Raw genomic sequence first — 22,164 nt, 5'->3', positions numbered from 1 at the left:
ATGTGGTTAAGAAAGGATTTCTAAGAGATAGCCGGCACGATCGCTGGCTCCATGGCAATCACGCGCGGAATCCCGACAATGGAACCAGTCCTTGATCTTCTTGTCTCGATCTGCAGCATCGCGACGCTTGGCCAATATGTCTGGTCGATGCGGGCGCATTTCCAATCGCAGGCGATGTCTCCAGGCGCCATGGTGATTTCGGCGGCGGTCATCGCCACGGCGCTGTTCCTTCTCGCCATCCTTTGGATCCAATCGCAGCCGGGTTCGGCAAAGCTCACCGGACTTGCCGTCGAACTGGCGAGCTCTGCCCTGTTCTGGTGGGCGATTGTCACGTCGCGCAAGGCGCGATTGCGCTTCGCCTTCGCACCCGACGATCCACACAGCCTGCTGACCGACGGCCCCTACGGCCATGTCCGCCACCCCTTCTATACGTCCTACATCGTCTTCTGGATCGGGTGGGGGATCGCGACCTGGTCGATCTGGGCGGTGGTGCCGATCGCCGGAATCGCTATCCTCTATGTGTTTGCGGCGCTGGACGAAGAGAAGAAATTTTCGCGCACGCCGCTGGCCGGAGCCTACGCGGACTATCGCGTACGTGCCGGCCTGTTCTGGCCCCGGCTGGGGTGGTAGCCGGCACCGGGGCAGGGTAGGTTCTGCCAAACTTAGGGATCACCAGAGATGAAGATCATTGCCTGCGGCAGCGTGCCGACCATCATCGCGCCGGACCAGTATTTCACCGGCCGCGTGCTGCAGACGCCCATCATCGAGAAGGAAGCGCCGGCCCGGCTCAGAGCCACGCTGGTCAGCTTCGAGCCCGGTGCGCGTACCCACTGGCACACGCATCCGCTCGGCCAGACGCTTTATGTCACTGCGGGGGCCGGCCTTGCGCAGACATGGGGCGGGCCGATCCAGCAGATCAAGGCGGGCGACGTGATCTCGTTCGAGCCCGGCGAGAAGCACTGGCACGGCGCGGGTCCAAAGACGACAATGACCCACGTCGCCATGCAGGAAGCGCTGGACGGCGTCCATGCCGATTGGATGGAAGCGGTCACCAGCGAGCAGTGTGGCGGCTGAGGTCTGCTCCTGACAAAAAACCCGGCTCGAAGCCGGGTTTCACGTCTCGGTGCCGCCAGTTCAGGTCAGCGATGCCGTGAACCGCTGGATGCGGGCGCAGGCTTCCTCCAGCAGCGTCTCCGACGTGGCGTAGGAGATGCGGAAGTTGGGGCCGAGGCCGAAGGCCGAGCCGAACACCACTGCGACACCCTCGCCTTCGAGCAATTCGGAGCAGAAAGTCTCGTCGGTGTCGATTATCTTGCCGGCTTTGGTCTTCTTGCCAATCAGCTGGGCGCAGGACGGGTAGACATAGAAGGCGCCTTCCGGCGACGGGCAGGTTATGCCGCGCGCCTGGTTGAGCATCGACACGACGAGGTCGCGACGGCCCTGAAAGATCGCCTTGTTCCTGGCGACGAAATCCTGCGGGCCGTTGAGCGCCTCGACCGAGGCCCATTGCGCGATGGTGCAGGCGCCCGAGGTCTGCTGGCCCTGGATCATGTCCATCGCCTTGATCAGCTGGACGGGACCCGCGGCATAGCCGATGCGCCAGCCGGTCATGGCGTAGGCTTTCGAGACGCCGTTCATGGTCAGCGTGCGCTCGTAGAGTTTCGGCTCGACCTCGGCGATCGTCCTGAAGACGAAGTCGCCATAGGTCAGGTGTTCGTACATGTCGTCGGTCAGTGTCCAGACATGCGGATGCTTCAAGAGCACGTCGGCCAGCGCGCGCAGCTCGGCTTCCGTGTATGCGGCGCCGGACGGGTTCGACGGCGAGTTCATCAGCAGCCATTTTGTCTTCGGCGTGATCGCCTTTTCCAGCGCGGCGGGAGTGAGCTTGAAACCATTGTCGATCGAGGTGTCGGCGAACACCGAGGTGCCGCCGCAGATCGCCACCATTTCGGGATAGCTCACCCAATAGGGGCGGGGGATGATGACCTCATCGCCTGGGTTCAGCGTCGCCATGAAGGCGTTGAACAGGATCTGCTTGCCGCCGGTGCCGACAATGGTCTGCTCGGGCTTGTAGTCGAGATTGTTCTCGCGCTTGAATTTTTTCGCGATCGCCTCGCGCAGCGGCGCGATGCCCGAAACCGGCGGGTATTTGGTCTCGCCGCGGCGGATCGCCTCGATCGCCGCATTCTTGATGTTGTCGGGCGTGTCGAAATCCGGTTCGCCAGCGCCGAGGCCGATAATGTCGCGGCCGGCATTTTTCAGCTCGCGGGCTTTCTGCGTCACCGCGATGGTGGCGGAAGGCTTTACGCGGGCAAGGGCGTCGGCAAGAAAGGCCATGACCAGATATCTCCAGAGGGGTCGGCGCAACCGCAAACAGCTGCGGCGCTTCTCATGTCGCATCGACCCGGCAAGTGCAAGCATTGTCGGATGAGCCAGGGCTCAAGGACCTGTGAAGATGCCTTTTTGGAGCGCGTGCATGACGGTTTCACTCTGCGTTGCGGGCTCTGCAATCGACGCCTATCCCCAGCAAGACTAAATTCATCAACGGCCGCTAAAACCTTTGACGGCAGGATCGCCAGCCATTTCGCCTGTCTCGCGGAGCGAGGGACCCTTGTCGCGCAGCACCGGGCTTGCCCACATCATCCGTCACGATGACGGCACCGTTTCAGGTGTCTGGGGTCCCTACACGCTGCAGAGCGCCTTTCAGCCGATCTTCGCCTTCAAGGAGAGCAAGCTCTCGATCGCAGCGTTCGAGGGGCTGATCCGGCCGTTTCGTGACGGCGAGCCGCAATCGCCAATGAACTTCTTCCGCACCTGTCCGGCCGGCGACCGCCTGCACATCGAGGCGCTGACGCGCACGCTGCATTTGCTCAACGCCGGCGCCTGCCTGCCGCAAGAAGCTTCGATCTTCGTCAATTTCGATCCGTCGGTGTTTACCGAGCGCTCCATCGCCGATAACGCGCTGCGCGACATGCGGCTGGTGCTGCACGAAGCCGGGATCGATCCGCGCCGCATCGTGTGCGAGGTGACCGAGCAGAAGTCGGCGTCGCAGGAAACGCTCTACAGCTTTGTCGAGGCGCTGCGGGCCAATGGCTTTCGCATTGCCGTCGACGATTACGGCGCCGATGAATCCGACATCAACCGCATCAAGGAGCTCAAGCCCGACATCGTCAAATTCGATGCGCACTGGATCACGCAGCTCATGGAATCCGGCGCCGGCTTTGCCCTGCTGACTGCCATGGTGACGAACTTCGAACTACAGGGCATCCGCACCGTGTTCGAAGGCATCGAGGAAGGCTGGCAGCTTGAATTGGCCGAGAAATCCGGCGCATCGATGGTGCAGGGCTTCGTGCTGGCGAAGCCGGAACTGGCGCCGACCAGCTTTCGCGCTTTCGGCAAGGATGGGCAGCCGTCTGTCGCGGCGGCCGAGCCTGGCAAGACGCCTGCCGGCCCGACTGCAGCGCCTCCGGCGCGGCCGGGCAGGGTGTTCGGGCGCAGGACCGGGCCATGACCGGGCAGCGCGAGAGGCGTCGCGATATCGGCGAAGCGATCTTTGCCGACGAGGTCGGCATCGAATACGGCGTCTACGGCACGTTCCGGCTGAAGAGCGCCTACCAGCCGATCTTTGCGCCACGCGGCGGCGCGTTGGCCGCGGTTGCAGTCGAGGCGCTGATCGAACCGCAGCGCGCTTCCATGCCGGTTGCACCCGCCATGTTCTTCGACAGTGTTGCGCCGGGCGACCGCCTGTTTGTCGAGACGATGTGCCGGATGCTGCATCTGAAAAACTTCCGCAACATCGGCGTCGACGGGCTCGGCCTGTTCTTCAATTACAACCCGATGATCAACGATCATCTCGGGCGGGCGCTGGCCGAGATCCGGCTGATGACGCGGCATCTCGGCGATCTCGACCTGCATGCCGCCATGCTGGTCTGCGAGATCACCGAACAGGCGGCCGACGATAATGTGCTGGCCCCGCTGATGCGCGAGATGCGGCGCCACGGCATCCGCATCGCCATCGACGATTTCGGCACCGGCCACTCGACCGCGGAGCGGATGAGCCTGCTTCAACCGGATATTGTGAAGATCGACGGCGGCTGGTTCGCCGAATTCTGCCGCCACGCTGCCGCCGAGCGCTTCTTCCGGCCGCTCGTCTCGTCGCTGCACGATCGCGGCGCCAAGGTGCTGGTGGAAGGCATCGAGCAATCCGTGCATCTGCGCGTCGCGCTGGATGGCGGCGTCGACCTGCTACAGGGGTTCCATCTCGGCCGCCCGGCGCTGGCCGGCACGATCTTCAACCGGGAGCCGCTGTCGATCGAGGCGCTGCTTGGCGCCGACAACAAGGTGGTGCCGCTGCATCTGCGGCGCTGATTTTGTCCTCACGCTTGCCGCCGCTTCGCGGCTCGTTCCGGACGGGACGCCAACGGGCGCGATGCCCGGTTGGGCTTGCGGCCTTCGGCCGTAGCGCGCATTCAAAGAGGGCGAACTCGGCCCGCGTGAAGTTCAGCCAAAGCCTGCTCGGCAAACTTATCCAGCCGGCCAGCCTTGGCGTCCGCCTCGATCTGCATATCCCACACCTCTGCCTGATACGCTGCGAACCATTTGGCAAAGGCCTTTAGTTCTGTGGTGTTCAGGGCTGCGATGGATCTTTCAATCTGTTCGAGCTTGGTCATGGGGCGAAACTAATAGCATGGCCATCGTCCAATTCCAGACAAACAAAAAGGCGGGATAAATCCCGCCTTCCCATTTTCGGTAGCCTGATCGGAGCTTTAAGTCCGGGCCGGCAGCTATCTGCTGATCCAGCTTGTCGGGTCTTTCCGCTCCAGCGCGCTTCTCGCGCGACCGTCAGTACATCCGTGACTTGCCGCGCGCCCCGAACTCTCGTCCGGCGCGCGCTATCGCAAAATCAGGCTGCCTTGCTCAGAGAACCAGCGGACGACTTGCCTGTGCGGCGGTCCTGCTCGATCTCGAAGTTGATTTTCTGGCCTTCGACCAGGGTCGACAGTCCAGCGCGCTCGACAGCGGAGATGTGAACGAAAACGTCCGCACCGCCCGAATCAGGCTGAATGAAGCCGAAGCCCTTGGTGGCATTGAACCACTTGACCGTACCAGTTGCCATATGAATAGTCCTCGCATTTGCTTTGGTTTGACCGAACCGAGGTTCAGCCGGTTTGTATCGAGATTTTGGAGATAGACGTCAGCAAACGCGAAGATCGCGAGGCCCGGATCGATCGGCCGAAATATCAATGGAGCTGATATAGGCGGGTTTCGCACCAAAAACAAGATGGCTCGAAAAATGGCGTTGCGGTGGCGCCGCCCAAAGGCCGCCCCAATCGCATGAAAGCGTCGAGCAATCGGGAAGACCGGGACGCCCGACGGCGTTAGTCCGGTTTTGGGAGACTGTCATGAAAACGGTTGTGAAAACCATTCTGCTTGCCGCCTGCCTGACGCTGGCGGCCGCCGAGGCGCAGGCAATTTCGCGCTACGACCCCACTCGTATGAGCTGCGACACGGTGCAAGGCACGATCGCCCGCCAGGGCGCGGTCATCCTGCGCTATCAGTCCAGGCGCGTGCCGGGGCTGCCGCTCTTCGACCGCTATGTGCAGAGCCAGCAATTCTGCAATGTCGGCGAGGTCAGAAAGCGCGCCTATGTGCCGAGCGCCGATACCGAATCCTGCCCGGTCTATCTCTGCAAGCGGATCGAGAACGACCATTTTCACCGCCGCTTCCTGCGCCGTCATTAGGGCATATTGATATTCGGGTGAGGCCGGCCTGCGAACGATGGTCTTCTGCGCTTCCGGCGCCCACGTACATTAAGTACGCTCCGCTCCGGTTCTCGAAGACCATAGTTCTCGGTGCGGCCTGACCTGAATCTCAACATACCCAGCCGGCATACCATTCAAGCTCTTAGAACCCGAACGAGACCTGCGCCGCCGGCGGCGGGCCGACGCGCACGCCTTCCATGGCCAGCATCTTTTCCTTGGTGGCCGAGCCGCCGGGCGCCGAGAAGCCGCCGATCTTGCCGCCCGCGGCTAGAATCCGATGGCAGGGGATGACCAGCGGCACCGGGTTGGCGCCCAGCGCTGCCCCGGTTTCGCGCGGCAGGCCGGCTTGGCCAGCGCGCTTGGCCAGTTCGCCATAGGTGGTGGTTTCGCCGTAATGCAGTTTCCGCGCCGCCTCGTAGATGGCGAGACGGAAGTCGTCGACGCCGTCGAGATCGACCGGCACGCCGGAGAAATCGACGTCCTCGCCTGACGCATACGCCTTGATCGAGGCGATCAGCTCGACCACCCATTGCGGCTGCCCAGTGTTCGCAGTGGTATTGGCGGCAACACCGGCATGCCGCATCAGCCGGCGCTCCACCGCTTCGCGGCTCCTTTCGGGCAGGCAGAGCCGGATCAGGCCCTTTTCGCTCCAGGCGATGCCCATGAAGCCGATCACTGTTTCTAACACTGCGTGGCCGGCTGTGATCGAAGATGCCGTTTCCATGATGCGCTCCTTTCCGCAAAGCGGCGAAAACCGGGATGCCAACCGGTACATATGCAGAACAATATGGCATCTGATCCCGGCTCTCGCCACCCGAAAACCACCAGATGGTCCCGATTGCCCACCAGGAATCGCTGGTGTAAGGACTTCTTAACAACCGACAAATCGGACCCGCGCGGCTTGCCAGCAAAATTCAACCTTTTCGCGATCTCTGTGATCGTCGGCGCAGCTGCCCTCAGCGGCTGCCAATCGACCTCGCAGATGAAGGCCACGCCTGCGCTGACCGAAACCGCGACCGCTGCCGGCAGCGATGCCGGCTTCACCGTGCCGCTGCCCGATACGGTTTCGGTGCTGCCGCAATCCTCGGGCATAACACCCGTTCAGTCGGCCGAAGCGACGCCGGCCACGCCAGCGCTCGATGCCGCTGCGCTGCCGGTTGCCGCGACCGCAGCCTTTGCCGGCGCGACGCCCACGGCCCCGGCCGCGCCTGCGGTGATGGCCGCCAATGCCTGGCAGGCGCCTGCGCCCGCCAAGGCCGGACAGCCGGTCGCGGCGCAATATACGACCGCCAGCCTTGTCATGCCGGCGACCGCCAAGGGCGGCCAGAACGCCATGCCCGGCGTGCAGCAGGTAGCCTATGTCGTGCCGCAGAATCCGGCTTCCCTGGGCCAGTTTCCCGCCGCGCCGCTCGGTCTCCCGGAAGAAGAGCATGCGACCGGCATGCGCGGCGACGTCGACCGGCTGATCCAGAAATACGCTGCTCTCTACGAGGTGCCGGTCGATCTGGTGCGCCACGTCGTCAACCGCGAAAGCACCTACAATCCCAAGGCTTACAATAACGGCCATTGGGGGCTGATGCAGATCAAGCACGCGACGGCGCGCGGCATGGGCTATGACGGGCCGGCCAAGGGCTTGTTCGACGCCGAAACCAATCTGAAATACGCGGTCAAATATCTGCGTGGCGCCTGGCTGGTGGCGGGTGGCAACGCCAAGAAGGCCGATTGGCTCTACCAGACCGGCTATTATTTCGACGCCAAGCGCAAAGGCCTGCTCGAGGCGACCGGCCTCGGTGTCGACCGCAAGCGCCGCCGGCTGCAGCCCGACGCCTGAGCGCGATGCCTGAACCGCGCCCGCCGGCTCCAAACGACATCCGGCTGCGCAAGATCCTCGACGAGACGCTCGTTGCACCGCACTGGCCGGACGGCTTTACCATGCGCTGCTTCGAACATGGTGACGCGCAGCCCCTGCACGCGCTTTTGACCGAGGTGTTCGACGACGGCGCTGACGGCCCGTTCGACGAATGGTGGCCGCGCATATCCAGCGATGCCGAATTCGACCCGGCGCTGTGTTTCCTGGTCATCGACGCCAAGGGACGGCTGGCGGCGGCAGCGCTGTGCTGGACCAGGGCCTTCGTCAAGGACCTCGCGGTCCATCCCGAAGCGCGCGGCAAAGGCATTGGCGAAGCGCTGATGTGGCAGGCCTTCAACACCTTTCGCGATCGAGGCGCGGCCCATGTCGACCTCAAGACCAACACGGTCGAGAACGCCGCCGCGCTCCGGCTCTACGAGCGGCTGGGAATGATGCCTGTCGCCTGGGAAGGGTAAGGGCTTTTTTCTTGCCGCAATTCCCTGGGGAAAACGCTACGCGCTTTTCCCGGGAAAACCGGTTCCCACCTTTCCTGGAATTGCTCGAGCGCTGTTGAAAACCTCCGGATTGTGAACTGCTTCACATTGGCCGCCGCAACCGGATGCTACCTCACCATCCATGCCTTTCGACCGATGGCGGATCGACGACTGGCAGATGTGGGGCGGCTGCACCGGCATGTGTTCAGCCACTCCTTGGCGGGTCCCAGGCGGGGGTTTGGGGCCCGCCAGTCATTTTACGGCAGCCCTCAGATATCGGGCGCATTGCCGATCTTCTTTTTGAGCTCAAGCGCCCAGGCGCGGCCCTCGTCGCCGCCCCACAGCAGCCAGGCGATATGGCCGGCCGATGGATTGTCTTCATTGCCGTAATTCTTGCCGCGCTTGTCGACCTCGTGGCGGGCGAAGTAGCTGACCATGCGGCGGATAGTGGATGGCGCCAGCTTTTCGCGGTTCTTGAGTTCCGTCGCCCGCGCCACGCCGATCTCGGTGCCGCCCCGGCCGAATTCTCTTCGCAGCTTCAACCCCTTGGCGGCGTTATCGGCTACCACTTGCGGGCAGCGCAGATCGATCTCTTCATCCTCTTGCATGTGTCTCCCCAACTCCGGAAACCTAACCTGCGGACGCAATGCGGGAAAAGCAACCGGTTCCCAATGCCGCGCCGTCCATCGGGACCAGGATCCGCGCGCCATCGGCATCTGCGAGATCCTGTGGAACCTTATGGATTTCACGCCTGAGGGTCGGCCGAACTGGACCGAACAGCTGCAATATGGCGAGGCGTGCTGTCCTGAGGTTGGTCCGCCAGGGGCTCGGGACGGCTCTTCGGCAGATGGTCGCTGACGAATAGTTCTCCGGACGCAACCCTGCCGCCAATGCCGCGTTTGATTAGCCGAGGGAAATTTTCAAATCGGAGACCTCAGATGAAAACGCTTCTCACCATTGCCGCCGTCGCCTTGTTCGCCGGTGCCCCTGCCGCCCTTGCGGCCAACTCGACTGCGGTCGCGCCTGCCATGGCCGCCAGCAAGGTCGATACCCCAACCTTCGTCAAGACCGTGCCCAGCTCCAACGAATTCGAAATCCAGTCGAGCAAGCTCGCCGAGGAGAAATCCAAGGCGGCTGACGTCAAGAAATTCGCCAAGCAGATGGTCAAGGACCACACCAAAGCCGGAAAGGAGTTCAAGGCGGCGCTGAGCCAGGGCCAGACCACCGGTTCGACCAAAGCCGCAGGACCGGCCCTGCAGCCGAAGGAGCAGGCAATGCTCGACGAGTTGAAGAGCGCAAGCGGCAAGGATTTTGACGCCAAGTACATCCAGATGCAGACGGACGCGCACAAGGAGGCAGTTGCCCTTTTCAGCAGCTATGCCAACTCGGGCGACGACCCGGCGATGAAGGAATTCGCCAAGAAGACGCTGCCGACGCTGCAGATGCACGAGAAGCACGTGAAGGAACTCGCGGCCGCGCATCAGGGTTGAGGGCTGGTGACTGGCCAGCAATAGCATTCTACGGCGCCCCCCCCTCTGTCCTGCCGGACATCTCCCCACGAGTGGGGAGATCAGCAGCGTCGGCGCCGTGCTTTTCTTGCGACGGTGAAAATTGGCGAAGGCTGAGGCGACAGCCAATCTCCCTCCTCGTGGGGTAGATGTCCGGCAGGACAGAGGGGGGCGCCGTAGAGTGCGACGGCCGATGCCTGCCGTTGGCAAGGCATTGCGGCAAAGTGGCTCTGTGGGTGCGCCGGCAGTGACATACATTGCCGCCACCAATTCAATGGAGCTCCCATGCCCAAGATCGACCTGTCCACCGTGCCTGTCCGCAAGGGCTCCGGCTACCCCGCGCCCTTCGACGCCCCTTGCGCCGAGCGCACACGCCACCGCCTCGGCGATGCCGGCGGCCTCACCGATTTCGGCGTCAACCTGATGACATTGCCATCAGGCGGCTGGTCCAGCCAGCGCCACTGGCACAGCCATGAGGACGAGCTCGTCTATGTGCTGGAAGGCGAACTGGTGCTGGTCGAGGATGGCGGCGAGACGCTGCTCAAGGCCGGCGACTGCGCGACCTTTGCCAAGAACAGCGGCAACGGCCACCACATGATCAACCGCTCGTCCACAACGGCGCGCTATCTCGAAGTCGGCTCGCGCAATCCGGATGATCTCATCACTTGCTCCGACATCGACATGATGAGCCCGAGTTCGGATGGCAGGTTCCTGCACAAGGACGGCATGCCCTATCCGGGGCAGGGGTGAGCGCTGGACCATGCTTCGGCGCTGGTGTTCGCTGGGCGACAGGATAAGTTCCTCACGATTAAAGGTGGCGCCGGCCCCCTCATCCGACCGCTTCGCGGCCACTTTCTCCCCGCTGGGGAGAAGAGGGAAGTGCTGGCGCTGACCGGCTCCTCTCCCCTCGGGGAGAGGTCAGCCGAGCGAAGCGGAGGCTGGGTGAGGGGGCCTTGGCGCCAGCTTGGCAAACAAGGGGAAGATCACCATGAAAAAAGAAGTCATCGAAGTGCCCGTCATGTCGGCCAAGGTGCGGGCGCTCGGGCTGCCGTGCTCGACGGCGGTGAGGGCCAATGGCTTCGTGTTCATCTCGGCGACGCCGCCGGTGGACATGGTGACCGGCGAGATGGTGCGCGGCGACATCGAAACGCAGACCGAGGCGTCGCTGAAGGCGCTGAAGCACTGCCTGGAAGCGGCCGGAACCTCGCTGGACAACGTGGTGATGGTGCGCATCTACGCCGTCAATTCCGGCTTCTACAACGCCATCAACCGGGTCTATGCCCGGTATTTCAGCGTCAACCCGCCGGCGCGCAGTTTCGTGCCGGTGGCGTCATGGCCGATGGAGTTTGATATCGAGATCGAGTGTGTGGCGGTGGCGTGAGGGGTTTGCTCTCCCTTGCTGGTTCGGGAGATTAATCAGGTCAAGCTCTTTGCTTTATGACTTGGCGGAATCGTACATTCTCACCACTGTTCGACGGCCTTTGATTGATACTCGTTTTTAGCACTATCAAGAACCAGATAGGGTTTATATCGTTTAGCCATTTGGAAGTAATTGTCGGCATAATGCCCTCGGGATTTCAGGGGCAATCGCTATGAGTGGGCAACTTTTCTTTGGAGATAATCTCCACATTCTGCGCAGATATGTGAATTCTAATAGCGTGGATCTGATCTATCTAGACCCTCCGTTTAATTCGAATGCCAGTTACAATATACTATTCAAAGGTCCCGGCGGCAAAAAGTCTCAAGCGCAAATCGAGGCGTTTGATGATACTTGGCATTGGGGCATTGCCGCGGAGGAAGCGTACGACGATGTTATGCGCTCGGGAGCGCGAACGGCAACGACGCTGCGTGCGCTACGCAATTCTCTCGGCGAGAATGATCTCCTTGCCTATCTGAGCATGATGTGTGTTCGCTTGATCGAATTACACAGAGTTCTGAAATCGACAGGCAGCCTCTACCTGCACTGTGATCCAACGGCGAGTCACTATCTAAAGGTGATCCTTGACAGCATATTTTCCCCAATATCGTTTAGAACGGAAATAAGCTGGAAGCGATCCTCTGCACACAACGATGCAAAACAGGGTAGGAGGCAATACGGCAATATCAGAGACGTTATTCTATTTTACTCGAAGAGCGCGGCTGAATGGACTTGGAATTGGCAATACACTGAATATGATGTGAATACATTGCGGATTTCTATAAGTATACAGATGGAAACGCGGCCCGTCGATATCGCCTTAGCGACCTTACTGCGGCTAAGCCCGGCGGAGATACTCGCTATGAATGGCGCATAATGCGCCCACTTGGTGGAAATTGGGTTGCCGACCTTACGGACAGTTATAAGTCTCCGAAACCGATGTGGGAGTATGATGGCAAGATTCCCTATGGCAAGCGGATCTGGGCTTACTCTTACGAAAATATGGTCAAATTCGAAGAGAGCGGTAGAATAGCTTACGCGACATCGGGGATGCCTAGCTATAAGCGTTATCTTGATGAGATGCCAGGTGTCCCGCTGCAGAACAATTGGGATGATATAAAACCACCGAGCTCTAAAGAAAGGCTTGGATATCCAACACAGAAGCCGATTTCTCTTCTAGAACGAATTATTCGTTCATCGAGCAACGCCGGCGATATAGTACTCGATCCATTCTGTGGCTGTGGCACTGCCGTACATGCAGCGGAAAAGGGTGGGCGTCACTGGATTGGCATTGATGTCACATTTCCGGCGATACAAGTCATAAATGATAGGATCCGGCATTACCTTCCTTCCGCCCAGTATGTGGTTGGCGGTATCCCGCAGACTACCGAAGATGCCGCGGCTCTGGCCGATCTCGACAAATTTCAATTCCAGTTTTGGGCTGTTGCGTTGGTCGGCGCGCATTCCCGCTACGGTAAGGGTGGCGATCAGGGAGTGGATGGACAATTCTTTTTCAAGATGGACAGCAAAACTGATGGAACGGGTATCATATCGGTCAAAGCTGGGAAGAACCTCAACCCGGCCATGATAAGAGAATTGCGTGGGACAGTTGAGCGCGAGCAAGCTGAGATGGGCGTTTTCATCTGTCTGACGCCGCCTACACCACAGATGGAACGCGAGGCAGCTACCGCCGGCTTCTTTGAAAGTTCGCAAGGGCGACATCCTCGCATTCAAATTAAGACTATCGATGAATTGCTTTCAGGCAACGGTATAGATTGCCCATTGCTATACACTACTGTCACAATGGCAGAGGCAGGGCGAAGGTCGGACAAGTTGTCTCAAAAACGGCCGACCCTACCGTCTTCTGAACTGCTTCGTCAGCGCAATCTTCTGCTTCCGATTACTGGCAAGAAACTGCCGTTAAAAACTAAACAATCAGAACTGGAATTTGAACCGCTACGGCGAGCTATAAAGGGGTTGGTTGCTTAGAGTCCGTTTTGAAATTCACGGATGAGCGTTTCGGCGGATGAGATTGCCGCCCATAGCGACAAGGATCATGGCTTGCGAGACGTCGATGCGCTGCTCGTAGTCGCGCACGAGGCGGCGCCATCTTGTCATCCAGCCGAAGGTCCGCTCGACGACCCAGCGGCGGGGCAGGATCTGGAAGCCCTTCTGGTCGTCGGATCGACGGATGATCTCGACCACGAAGTCGAGATAGGTGGCTTTGTCCATGAGCTTCAGCCGGTCATAGGCGCCGTCGGCGAACAGATGCTTCACCCAGGGCCAGCGCCTGCGGATACCATCCAGGATCGCCTGAGCGCCGGCACTGTCGGAGATGTCGGCGGTGGTGAGATTGACCATCAACAGCCGCCCATCCGTATCCACGGCAATGTGTCGCTTGCGGCCGACAATCTTCTTGCCGGCGTCATAACCCCTTGTTTCAGCTTGCGGAGCCTTGACCGACTGGCTGTCGATCACACCAGCCGTGGGACTGGCCTCGCGCCCGGCTCGTTCGCGATCCAGCATCAGCGCCACGTCGTGGATGGTCTGGAACAGAAAGCGCCGAGCCAACTCGCGGAACCAGCCGTAGACCGTTTGCCAGGGTCCGAAATGGATCGGCAGCATCCGCCAACCGCAACCCGAGCGGACCAGGTAGCGCACGGCGTTGACCACCTCCCGGAAATCAACCTCGCGCGGACGGCCGCGACGCCCAGGTTTGGGCATCAGCGGTGCGAACTGCTCCCACTTCTCGTCCGTCAAATCAGACGGGTAGCGCTTGGTCTTCTTGGCGATCTGGGCCATCCGGCCACGGCTCTGCTTTGTCCACATCTAAAGCTTGAATCATAACCCAGCCTCAGACGAAACCCCCGGCAAGCCGATTTTCAAAACGGTCTCTTAGGCGCTCCTCAGGCAAAATACTCCTGCAGCGGCCTGACTTCCAGGCTCCCCGCCTTCAACGCCGCAATCGCCTCCGCCACCGCCGCGGCGCCCGACAGCGTCGTATAATACGGTACCTTCTGCATCAGCGTTGCGCGGCGCAGCGACTTCGAGTCCGACACCGCCTTCTGGCCGTCCGTCGTGTTGAAAACGATCTGCACCTGGCGATTGCGGATGGCGTCTTCGATGTGCGGACGTCCCTCCAGCACCTTGTTGATCTTCTGGGCGTCGACGCCGTTTTCGGCGAGGAAGCGGGCCGTGCCGGATGTCGCCAGCACCTTGAAGCCCTGGCCGGCGAGGCGCTTGACCGCCGGCAGGATGCCGGCCTTGTCCTCGTCGCGCACCGAGACGAACAGCGTGCCGGAGCGCGGCAGGTCGACGCCGGCCCCTAACTGGCTTTTGGCGAACGCCAGCGCGAAATCGCGGTCGAGGCCCATGACCTCGCCGGTGGAGCGCATTTCGGGCCCAAGCAATATGTCGACGCCGGGGAAGCGGGCGAAGGGGAAGACGGCTTCCTTGACGGCGATGTGGCCGGGGTTCCTGGGGTCGGGCAGGGCGCCGTAATGGGCGAAGGCGTCTTCCAGTTTCTCGCCGGCCATGATGCGGGCGGCGATCTTGGCAATGGGCCGCCCGATGGTTTTTGCGACGAAGGGCACGGTGCGCGATGCGCGCGGATTGACCTCCAGCACATAGACCGTGCCGTCCTTGATCGCATACTGCACGTTCATCAACCCGCCGACATTGAGCGCGCGGGCAAGCGCCGCCGTCTGGCGCTCCAACTCGTCGACCAGTTCGGAAGGCAGCGAGTGAACGGGGAGCGAGCAGGCGCTGTCGCCGGAGTGGATGCCGGCCTCTTCGATGTGTTCGAGAATGCCCGACACAAAGGTCGACGTGCCGTCGCAGAGGCAGTCGACATCGACCTCGATGGCGCCCGAGAGATAGGTGTCGAACAGCAGCGGGTTCTTGCCCAGCAGCGTGTTGATCTGGCCGGTCTTGTCGTTGGGGTATTTCTGCTTGATGTCCTCCGGCACCAGGCCGGGCACGGTGTCGAGCAGGTAGCTCTGCAGCATGCCCTCGTCATGGATGATCTGCATGGCGCGGCCGCCGAGCACATAGGACGGGCGCACCACCAAGGGAAAGCCGAGCTCGCCGGCGACAAGGCGGGCCTGCTCGACCGAATAGGCGATGCCGTTCTTCGGCTGGCTAAGGTTGAGCTTGTGCAGCAGCTTCTGGAAGCGGTCGCGGTCTTCGGCGAGATCGATCATGTCCGGCGAGGTGCCGAGGATCGGAATGCCGGCCTTCTCCAGCGCGTCGGCAAGCTTCAGCGGCGTCTGGCCGCCGAACTGGACGATGACGCCGACCAGTTCGCCCGAGGCCTGTTCGGCGCGCAGGATCTCCAGCACGTCTTCGGCCGTCAGCGGCTCGAAGTACAGCCGGTCCGAGGTGTCGTAGTCGGTCGAGACCGTCTCGGGGTTGCAGTTGATCATGATCGCTTCATAGCCGGCGTCGCGCAGCGCGAAGGCGGCGTGGCAGCAGCAATAGTCGAACTCGATGCCCTGGCCGATGCGGTTGGGACCGCCGCCGAGGATGACGACTTTTTTCCGCGATGACACTTGCGCCTCATTGGCCAGCGCGCCGGCGAAAGGCACTTCATAGGTCGAGTACATGTAGGCGGTGGGCGAGGCGAACTCGGCCGCGCACGTGTCGATGCGCTTATAAACCGGATGAACGTCGAGCTTTTCACGAATCTTCGCAATCACTTCGGCGTCGGTCTTCGTCAGCGAGGCGAGGCGGGCATCGGAGAAGCCCATCGCCTTCAGCATGCGCAGATTGACGGCGTCTTGCGGAATGCCGTGCTCGCGGATGCGGGCTTCCATGGAAACGATGCCGGCGATCTGTTCGAGGAACCACGGGTCGATCTTGCACATGGCGTGCACGTCTTCCAGCGAGGTGCCCATGCGGATCGCCTGGGCCACCATGCGCAGCCGGTCGGGCGTCGGCGTGCCGAGCGCGGCGCGGATGGCGTTGCGGTCGTCGGCGTGGTTGGCAGCCACGGCACCGTGGCCGAGGCCGGGGATCTCGATCTCGTCTAGGCCGGTGAGGCCGGTTTCCAGTCCACGCAAAGCCTTCTGCAGGGACTCCTGGAAGGTGCGGCCGATGGCCATGACTTCGCCGACAGACTTCATGGCGGTGGTCAGCACCGGCTCGGCGCCGGGGAATTTCTCGAAGGCAAAGCGCGGGATTTTGGTGACGACGTAATCGATGCTCGGCTCGAAGGAGGCGGGCGTGGCGCCGCCGGTGATGTCGTTCTCCAGCTCGTCCAGTGTGTAGCCGACGGCGAGTTTTGCCGCGATCTTGGCGATGGGGAAGCCGGTCGCCTTCGAAGCCAAGGCGGAACTGCGCGAGACGCGCGGGTTCATCTCGATGACGACGAGGCGGCCATCGGCCGGATTGACGGCGAACTGCACGTTGGAGCCGCCGGTCTCGACGCCGATCTCGCGCAGCACCGCGATCGAGGCGTTGCGCATCATCTGGTATTCCTTGTCGGTCAAGGTCAGCGCGGGGGCGACGGTGATCGAGTCGCCCGTATGCACGCCCATCGGGTCGATGTTCTCGATCGAGCAGACGATGATGCAATTGTCCGCCTTGTCGCGGACGACCTCCATCTCATACTCCTTCCAGCCGAGCACGCTCTCTTCGATCAGCACTTCGGTGGTCGGCGAGGCGTCGAGGCCGGACTGGACGATATCGTAGAATTCGGCGCGGTTGTAGGCAATGCCGCCGCCTGTGCCGCCCATGGTGAAGGACGGGCGGATGATGGCGGGCAGGCCGACATGGTCGAGCGCCTGGGCGGCAATCGCCATGCCATGGCTGATGTAGCGCTGCTTGCGGTCGCCTTCGCCGAGGTTCCAGCGGGTTTCCAGCGCGTCGAGCGCGGCATCGAGGTCGGCAGGCGCCTCGGCCTTGACGGCGGCGCGCTCGGCCTCATGGGTCTTGCGGTCGGCGTTCTTGACGTCGGTGGCATTGGCAAGCATCGACTTCGGCGTTTCCAGGCCGATCTTCTTCATCGCCTCGCGAAACAGCGCCCGGTCCTCGGCCTTGTCGATCGCCGTGGCGTCGGCGCCGATCATCTCGACATTGTAGCGCTCGAGCACGCCCATGCGGCGCAGCGACAGAGCGGTGTTGAGCGCGGTCTGGCCGCCCATGGTTGGCAACAGCGCGTCGGGCCGCTCCTTGGCGATGATCTTGGCGACGACTTCAGGCGTGATCGGCTCGATATAGGTGGCGTCGGCCAGCTCCGGGTCGGTCATGATGGTGGCCGGGTTGGAATTGACCAGAATGACGCGAAAGCCCTCCTCCTTCAGCGCCTTGCAGGCCTGTGTGCCGGAATAGTCGAACTCGCAGGCCTGGCCGATGACGATGGGGCCGGCCCCGATGATCAGGATCGACTTGATGTCGGTGCGTCTTGGCATCGTTGTGAGTTCCGTTCGGCGAGCGGCTTGCACGAAAAACCGGGACGGGAAGACCCGGCCGGTTGTGCTTGCGATTCTGGTATCAGGCTAGGAGGGCCTTATAGGGAAGAGTTTTGGGAGATGTAACCCCGAAAATGAGGCTATGCAGTAGGGATCAGGCAGTAGGGATCAGGCAGCAGGGATTAGGCAGGAGCGAGGTTAAGCCGTCTATTGCCTATCCCTACTGCTTAACACCTAATCCCCCAGCGCGAGCTGATCCGTAATCTCAAACCGCTCGGCAGCGCCGATCCGGATCATGTTGAGGCTGCCTTCCCTTGTGAAGCGGAACTCGCTGGGCGAATCCGAGTTGGCCGGCATGCCGGCAGAGAAGGAGATGACGCGCGTGCCGCCATCGGGCCAGGTCACGGTGATGTCTGCCTTGTCGGCGCCATTGTGGACGATGTTGACGGCGCAGCGGGTCATCGGCTGACCGACATAGCGCGCGCAGGGAATGTCGGCCGTGGCGCCGGGGGCGGGCGGGGGTTCCAGCCGTGCAACGGTTTGCGTAGCGGTCGCAGCTTTGGCCTGATCTGGCCGTGGCGTCGGGGATAGTACCCCCGGCGCGGACGCTGTATCCGGCGCTGCTCCCGCAGACGCGGCGGCGGCGAGTTCCGGCGTCCCTGTGGCCTCCGTCGCCGGAGCCTCCGTGGCAGGGATCTCGCCCGTCCTCGGGCTTTCATTGGCTGCGAAGGCGAGGCCGTAAGCATCCTGCATGGCGGTCCTGCCGATCTCGGCGGCGGATTTCGGTGCGCCTGGATCCGTGCCGCCAAGGCGCTCCGTCAGGTCGAGCGGGGCCGGCTCGGGTGCAGCCGGGGTGGGTGGAGGCTGAGTGGGTGCAGCCGGAGCGGCAGAGGCGGCGGGTGCAGTTGTCGGGGGCGCTGCGGCCACGTCGGCCGGCTGCGTCGGCATGTCGGGCGCGAGCGCCGGGCCGCCGGCTTCAGCGCTGGCGGTCACCTGGGGCGGCGCGGCGTCAACTTCGACCACGGTCGGGTTGTCGGGGATAAGATAGCGCGCGGGCGCCCAGCCTTTGACCAGTGGATTGTCGATCTCCTCGACCTTGCACCAGCGGTGGCCGTCCACTTCGTTGCAGCCGAAATTCCTGACGCTCGAGCCGATCGGCAGACGCGCCTGGGTTCTGCCGACCGGCGACGGCGTGGCGCGGATGTTGAGGAGATCGCCTGGGCCGAGCTCGGTCACTATGGAAACGATGTCAGCAGGCGCGTCCTCGGCATTGGCCGGCAAGCTCACCAACAACGGGCCCACCACCAACGGACCCGCCAACAACCGGGCTGCCCGCAGGAGCGGAGCGCCAGTCAGTCGATGCAAAATGGTTCGGATTGTGCGCCTCATCATTTGGCCGTGCGCCGATTACCCTTGCGGCAGCAATCCGCCGTAAGCCAAGGCGGTTTTATAAGGGACGATACGCGGCCATGTAAGTCTGAAAATGCGTCCGATGTTTGGTGCCGCGAGGCGGAAGCAGGACGCAGCCGTGCGGTCAAGCGGAGCCTTGCCAAGAGGGTTTGGGCATGAAGCCGGTCCTCAGCGCATGCGCCCATTCCGGTCGGCCCGCCTGTGCGGCCTGTCTCGCCGCCGCTTCGTGGTCGTAGTCGACGGCGATGGTCTCGAAACGGTCTGGACCATCGCCATCCAAGGTGAGGATGCCGTAGCGCGCATGCGGGCTGCCTTGCTCCGAAACATGCGCCGGGGGCGTGTCATCTTCATAGGCGGGGGCGCCGACGCTGCCGGGATTGAAGAGCAAGGGGCCGCCGGGGATACGGACCAGTTCCGCGCGGTGGCTGTGGCCGCACAGCACGATGCGGCAGGCCGGGTCCAGCGCCTGCAACCGCCGCTGAATAGCGGCAAGCGGCGCGCGCACCAGTTGGCCATCGACGATCGCGTCGAGCAGGTATTTCTCGTCATGGTCGGGCCGCGCATGGAAAGCGACTACGCCGGGAACAATCTCCAGCGTGAAGGGCAGGGCGAGCAGGGCTTCGCGCTGCGCTGATGTCAGCCGTTCCTGCGCATAGCGGTCTGAAGCCCACATCATATCGTCGGCCGGATCGACGGCGACGCGGCGGTCATGGTTGCCGCGCACCGTCGGCAGGTCGAGCGCTTCGAGCCGCTCGAACGTCTCGCGCGGCCAGAGCGGGCCGGAGACACAGTCGCCAAGGTTGACGGTGAGATCGGCGCCGCCGCGCCGCGCTAGATCGGCGAGCACGGCATCCAGCGCCAGCACATTGCCATGGATGTCGGCGAGAACGGCAATGCGCATGCGGCGGGCTCCTTGGTGCAGCCCGTTGAGGCTTGCGGCCCGGCTTCCTATCAAGCCGCTGCCTTCATTATCAAGCCCTTGAGATCGTTTGAGACAGCCGGGAGCCCCGCCTATCGCGGAAGCACTCCATCTGCTAGCGTCCACGCCGCTCCAGAGTTCATCCGGGGGAGGACAGGCGATGACCCGCGACCAGATGGTTGCCCACCTTCGCGCCGCCAATGATGTCGCGCGCGAGACTGCCGCGCACGGGCACCATCCTTTCGGCTGCGTGCTCGTCGGCCCCGACGATCGCATCCTGATGCGGCAAGGCAACATCAACACCGTCCGCCACGCCGAAACCGAGCTCTCCCGGCGTGCCGCGGACGCCTATCCGCCGGAATTCCTCTGGTCCTGCACGCTGGTCACAACCGGCGAGCCCTGTGCGATGTGCACGGGAACGCTGTACTGGGCCAATATCGGCCGGCTGGTCTACGGCTTCGAGGAAACCAAGCTTCTCGCGCTGACTGGCGACCACGCCGAGAATCCGACGATGAACCTCTCGTCGCGCACAGTCCTCGGCTCCGGGCAGAAGCCGGTCGATGTCCACGGCCCTTTCCCCGAGATGGACGAGGAGCTCCTCGCCCCGCATATCGGTTTTTGGGAGCGCTAGGACCTTGACTTCTAAACCGGTTAGGCCGGCATTTCGATGTCGTGGCCACCGACGATGGGCAGTGCCGGATCATCTCCGGCCGCCGCAATCACGCTATCGAGCAGACCGGGGAAGCGGGCGTCGAGGTCGGCGCGGCGCAGCGTGATCATCCGGTTGGTGCCAGCCACTTCGGCGCGGGTGACGCCGGCCTCGCGCAGTTTGGCCAGGTGATAGCTGAGATTGGTCTTGGAGCCGAGGTCGAGGAACCGGCTGCAGTTCAGCGGCACGCCTTCCTTGCTGGCGAGATAGCGCACGATGGCGAGTCGGGTCGGGTCGCCAAGCACGCCGAGCACGACCGGCAGGCTGATCTGGTCTGTATTGGGGTGCGGCAAAGTCATGGCCCGAAACTAAGCACAGTCGGTGGCGATTTCAACGCGTCCATGTTTCGCGGGCATGCACAGTCCGCTTCGCGATTGGCCCAATGGCTGTCCTGACACAGGGCTGTCAGCAGGCTTCAGCTATTTTCGTCTGGCTTCATTGACATCACGCCCTGTTATGTCCAATTGTTCAATAACTTTTGAACTAAGGACACGCCCTATGGACAAGCGCCTCTTTTGGCTTGCGCTCGGATCGTTCACGATCTCGACCGAAGGCTTCGTCATCTCCAGCCTGCTGCCTGACATCGCCACCGACGCCCGCATTTCCATTCCGCTCGCCGGCACGCTGATCACCGCCTTCGCGCTGGCTTACGCCATCGGCACGCCGATCCTGGCAACGCTGACCGGCGAATGGGACCGGCGCCGCGTCATCTTGTGGACGCTGGCGTTCTTCGTCATCGGCAATGTGGTGGCGGCGCTGAGCTCGTCCTTCGAGCTGCTGCTCATTGCCCGCATCATCATGGCGCTGTCGTCAGGCCTGTTTGCCGCTACCGCTCAAGGCACGGCGGTGGCGCTGGTCGATGACCACCACCGGGCGCGGGCCATTGCCGTCGTCGTCGGCGGAACCACGGTGGCGGTTGCGCTCGGTGCACCGCTCGGCGCGCTGGTTGCCACGATAGCCGGCTGGCGCGGGACCTTCTTTGCCATTGCCGGGCTCGGCGCGCTGGTCGGCGCCATCCTGTGGTACCGGCTGCCGCGCGGCATTGTCGGTACCAAGCTGCCGCTCAGTCGGCGGCTGGCTGCGGCGCTGCGCCCCGGCGTCATGCCGATCCTGCTGACCACCGCTCTTGCCCTGATCGGCGCCTTCTCGGTGTTTTCCTATATCGCGCCGCTGGCCATCCAGAGCGGCGGCCTCAGCCCGATTGCGCTCCCCGGCATGCTGCTCGCCTTCGGTGTCGGCGCCGTCATCGGCAACATAGCCGGCGGCCAGGCGGCCGACCGTTTTGGTGCGACGCGCACCGTCGGCTGGTCTCTGGCGCTGAGCGCCGTCATGCTGGTGATGCTCTCGGTCATCCCGACCTTCCTGCCGCAGCATCTCGCCGGGCCGGCATTGATGGCCATGATGGTGCCGTGGGGCATGGTCGGCTGGGCATTTCCGCCGGCGCAGGCCAGCCGCATCATCAAGCTGGCGCCCGACGCCGCCCCGATCGTGCTGTCGCTCAACGCTTCGGCCCTCTATCTCGGCGTGGCGCTGGGTGCTGTGGTCGGCGGCGCCGTGCTGCGCTACGGCGTGCCGGCCGATCTCGGCCTGGTCGCCGCCATCTTCCCGCTGATCGGGCTTGGCGTGGTGCTGGCCGGCCGCTGGGCGGCCCGGCCGGTCGCCATGCCGGCGGAATAGACCTTTGCA

At 62.7% G+C, this 22,164-nt stretch carries 24 protein-coding genes; 14 read left to right on the top strand and 10 right to left on the bottom strand.

Features of this window, described 5'->3' with window-relative positions; translation table 11 throughout:
* Positions 1–78 precede the first annotated feature (78 nt).
* Positions 79–630 (top strand): isoprenylcysteine carboxylmethyltransferase family protein, encoded by a 552-nt coding sequence (locus X727_RS162760; RefSeq protein WP_023833501.1) that lies wholly within the window; start codon positions 79–81, stop codon positions 628–630.
* 48 nt (positions 631–678) lie between these two features.
* Positions 679–1,074 (top strand): cupin domain-containing protein, encoded by a 396-nt coding sequence (locus X727_RS162765; protein ID WP_023833500.1) that lies wholly within the window; start codon positions 679–681, stop codon positions 1,072–1,074.
* 60 nt (positions 1,075–1,134) lie between these two features.
* Here X727_RS162765 and X727_RS162770 read toward each other — a convergent pair whose 3' ends face one another.
* Positions 1,135–2,337 (bottom strand): pyridoxal phosphate-dependent aminotransferase, encoded by a 1,203-nt coding sequence (locus X727_RS162770; RefSeq protein ID WP_023671964.1) that lies wholly within the window; start codon positions 2,335–2,337, stop codon positions 1,135–1,137.
* Positions 2,338–2,611: 274 nt separating this feature from the next.
* Here X727_RS162770 and X727_RS162775 point away from each other — a divergent pair, with 274 nt between their 5' ends.
* On the top strand, positions 2,612–3,511 hold the full coding sequence (locus X727_RS162775; protein WP_023671963.1) for an EAL domain-containing protein: 900 nt from the start codon (positions 2,612–2,614) through the stop codon (positions 3,509–3,511).
* Positions 3,508–4,368, top strand: coding sequence for an EAL domain-containing protein (locus X727_RS162780; RefSeq protein WP_023833499.1), 861 nt, complete (start codon positions 3,508–3,510; stop codon positions 4,366–4,368). The genes X727_RS162775 and X727_RS162780 overlap by 4 nt, the downstream gene beginning before the upstream one ends.
* 101 nt (positions 4,369–4,469) lie before the next feature.
* Here the strand turns inward: X727_RS162780 and X727_RS162785 are convergent, their stop codons facing one another.
* Together X727_RS162785 and X727_RS162790 are read right to left on the bottom strand one after the other, a co-directional pair.
* Complete coding sequence (locus X727_RS162785; RefSeq protein WP_023748189.1) at positions 4,470–4,670, bottom strand: hypothetical protein; 201 nt, start codon at positions 4,668–4,670, stop codon at positions 4,470–4,472.
* A 233-nt stretch (positions 4,671–4,903) separates the two neighbouring features.
* The gene (locus X727_RS162790) at positions 4,904–5,116 is read right to left on the bottom strand and encodes a cold-shock protein (protein ID WP_015316174.1); all 213 of its coding nucleotides are present in this window, start codon (positions 5,114–5,116) and stop codon (positions 4,904–4,906) included.
* Positions 5,117–5,414: 298 nt separating this feature from the next.
* Between X727_RS162790 and X727_RS162795 the strand changes: the two genes are divergently transcribed.
* On the top strand, positions 5,415–5,741 hold the full coding sequence (locus X727_RS162795) for a hypothetical protein (protein ID WP_023748190.1): 327 nt from the start codon (positions 5,415–5,417) through the stop codon (positions 5,739–5,741).
* A 163-nt stretch (positions 5,742–5,904) separates the two neighbouring features.
* Here the strand turns inward: X727_RS162795 and X727_RS162800 are convergent, their stop codons facing one another.
* Positions 5,905–6,486, bottom strand: coding sequence for a methylated-DNA--[protein]-cysteine S-methyltransferase (locus X727_RS162800; protein ID WP_023833498.1), 582 nt, complete (start codon positions 6,484–6,486; stop codon positions 5,905–5,907).
* A gap of 177 nt (positions 6,487–6,663) precedes the next feature.
* Here X727_RS162800 and X727_RS162805 point away from each other — a divergent pair, with 177 nt between their 5' ends.
* Positions 6,664–7,593, top strand: a complete 930-nt coding sequence (locus tag X727_RS162805) for a lytic transglycosylase domain-containing protein (protein WP_023833497.1) — start codon at positions 6,664–6,666, stop codon at positions 7,591–7,593.
* Between the two features lie 5 nt (positions 7,594–7,598).
* A complete protein-coding gene (locus tag X727_RS162810; RefSeq protein ID WP_023833496.1) occupies positions 7,599–8,087 on the top strand; it encodes a GNAT family N-acetyltransferase in 489 nt (162 codons plus the stop codon).
* A 287-nt stretch (positions 8,088–8,374) separates the two neighbouring features.
* Here the strand turns inward: X727_RS162810 and X727_RS162815 are convergent, their stop codons facing one another.
* A complete protein-coding gene (locus X727_RS162815) occupies positions 8,375–8,713 on the bottom strand; it encodes a hypothetical protein (RefSeq protein WP_023833495.1) in 339 nt (112 codons plus the stop codon).
* Between the two features lie 330 nt (positions 8,714–9,043).
* Here X727_RS162815 and X727_RS162820 point away from each other — a divergent pair, with 330 nt between their 5' ends.
* From X727_RS162820 to X727_RS1000000166010, 5 genes are all read left to right on the top strand, one after another.
* Entirely contained in the window at positions 9,044–9,595 is a 552-nt protein-coding gene (locus X727_RS162820; protein WP_023691533.1) for a DUF4142 domain-containing protein, read from the top strand.
* Between the two features lie 303 nt (positions 9,596–9,898).
* On the top strand, positions 9,899–10,363 hold the full coding sequence (locus X727_RS162825; protein ID WP_023672418.1) for a cupin domain-containing protein: 465 nt from the start codon (positions 9,899–9,901) through the stop codon (positions 10,361–10,363).
* Between the two features lie 238 nt (positions 10,364–10,601).
* The gene (locus tag X727_RS162830) at positions 10,602–10,994 is read left to right on the top strand and encodes a RidA family protein (RefSeq protein ID WP_023833494.1); all 393 of its coding nucleotides are present in this window, start codon (positions 10,602–10,604) and stop codon (positions 10,992–10,994) included.
* A gap of 211 nt (positions 10,995–11,205) precedes the next feature.
* Positions 11,206–11,907, top strand: coding sequence for a DNA methyltransferase (locus X727_RS1000000166015; protein WP_081726030.1), 702 nt, complete (start codon positions 11,206–11,208; stop codon positions 11,905–11,907).
* Entirely contained in the window at positions 11,907–13,019 is a 1,113-nt protein-coding gene (locus tag X727_RS1000000166010; RefSeq protein WP_081726029.1) for a DNA methyltransferase, read from the top strand. The genes X727_RS1000000166015 and X727_RS1000000166010 overlap by 1 nt, the downstream gene beginning before the upstream one ends.
* 15 nt (positions 13,020–13,034) lie before the next feature.
* Here the strand turns inward: X727_RS1000000166010 and X727_RS162835 are convergent, their stop codons facing one another.
* The 4 genes from X727_RS162835 to X727_RS162850 form a co-directional block, all read right to left on the bottom strand.
* Positions 13,035–13,859 carry an IS5 family transposase gene (locus X727_RS162835; protein ID WP_081726028.1) on the bottom strand — a complete coding sequence of 275 codons (825 nt, stop codon included), beginning with the start codon at positions 13,857–13,859 and terminating at the stop codon, positions 13,035–13,037.
* Positions 13,860–13,936: 77 nt separating this feature from the next.
* The gene (gene carB, locus X727_RS162840) at positions 13,937–17,440 is read right to left on the bottom strand and encodes a carbamoyl-phosphate synthase large subunit (protein WP_023833492.1); all 3,504 of its coding nucleotides are present in this window, start codon (positions 17,438–17,440) and stop codon (positions 13,937–13,939) included.
* A 234-nt stretch (positions 17,441–17,674) separates the two neighbouring features.
* Positions 17,675–18,727: an SH3 domain-containing protein gene (locus X727_RS162845; RefSeq protein WP_245274107.1), complete on the bottom strand. Its 1,053-nt coding sequence runs from the start codon at positions 18,725–18,727 to the stop codon at positions 17,675–17,677.
* Positions 18,728–18,974: 247 nt separating this feature from the next.
* Positions 18,975–19,751, bottom strand: a complete 777-nt coding sequence (locus tag X727_RS162850; RefSeq protein WP_023672422.1) for a metallophosphoesterase family protein — start codon at positions 19,749–19,751, stop codon at positions 18,975–18,977.
* 178 nt (positions 19,752–19,929) lie between these two features.
* Here X727_RS162850 and X727_RS162855 point away from each other — a divergent pair, with 178 nt between their 5' ends.
* Positions 19,930–20,400: a nucleoside deaminase gene (locus X727_RS162855; protein WP_023833490.1), complete on the top strand. Its 471-nt coding sequence runs from the start codon at positions 19,930–19,932 to the stop codon at positions 20,398–20,400.
* 20 nt (positions 20,401–20,420) lie between these two features.
* Here X727_RS162855 and X727_RS162860 read toward each other — a convergent pair whose 3' ends face one another.
* Complete coding sequence (locus tag X727_RS162860; protein ID WP_023683780.1) at positions 20,421–20,777, bottom strand: helix-turn-helix transcriptional regulator; 357 nt, start codon at positions 20,775–20,777, stop codon at positions 20,421–20,423.
* Between the two features lie 199 nt (positions 20,778–20,976).
* Here X727_RS162860 and X727_RS162865 point away from each other — a divergent pair, with 199 nt between their 5' ends.
* Positions 20,977–22,155 (top strand): MFS transporter, encoded by a 1,179-nt coding sequence (locus tag X727_RS162865; RefSeq protein ID WP_023833489.1) that lies wholly within the window; start codon positions 20,977–20,979, stop codon positions 22,153–22,155.
* Positions 22,156–22,164 lie beyond the last annotated feature (9 nt).

The organism is Mesorhizobium sp. L103C105A0, assembly GCF_000502215.1.
Taxonomy (GTDB): domain Bacteria; phylum Pseudomonadota; class Alphaproteobacteria; order Rhizobiales; family Rhizobiaceae; genus Mesorhizobium.
Note: the sequence above shows the minus strand (reverse complement) of the source record. Positions and strands in the feature narration are given on the sequence as shown.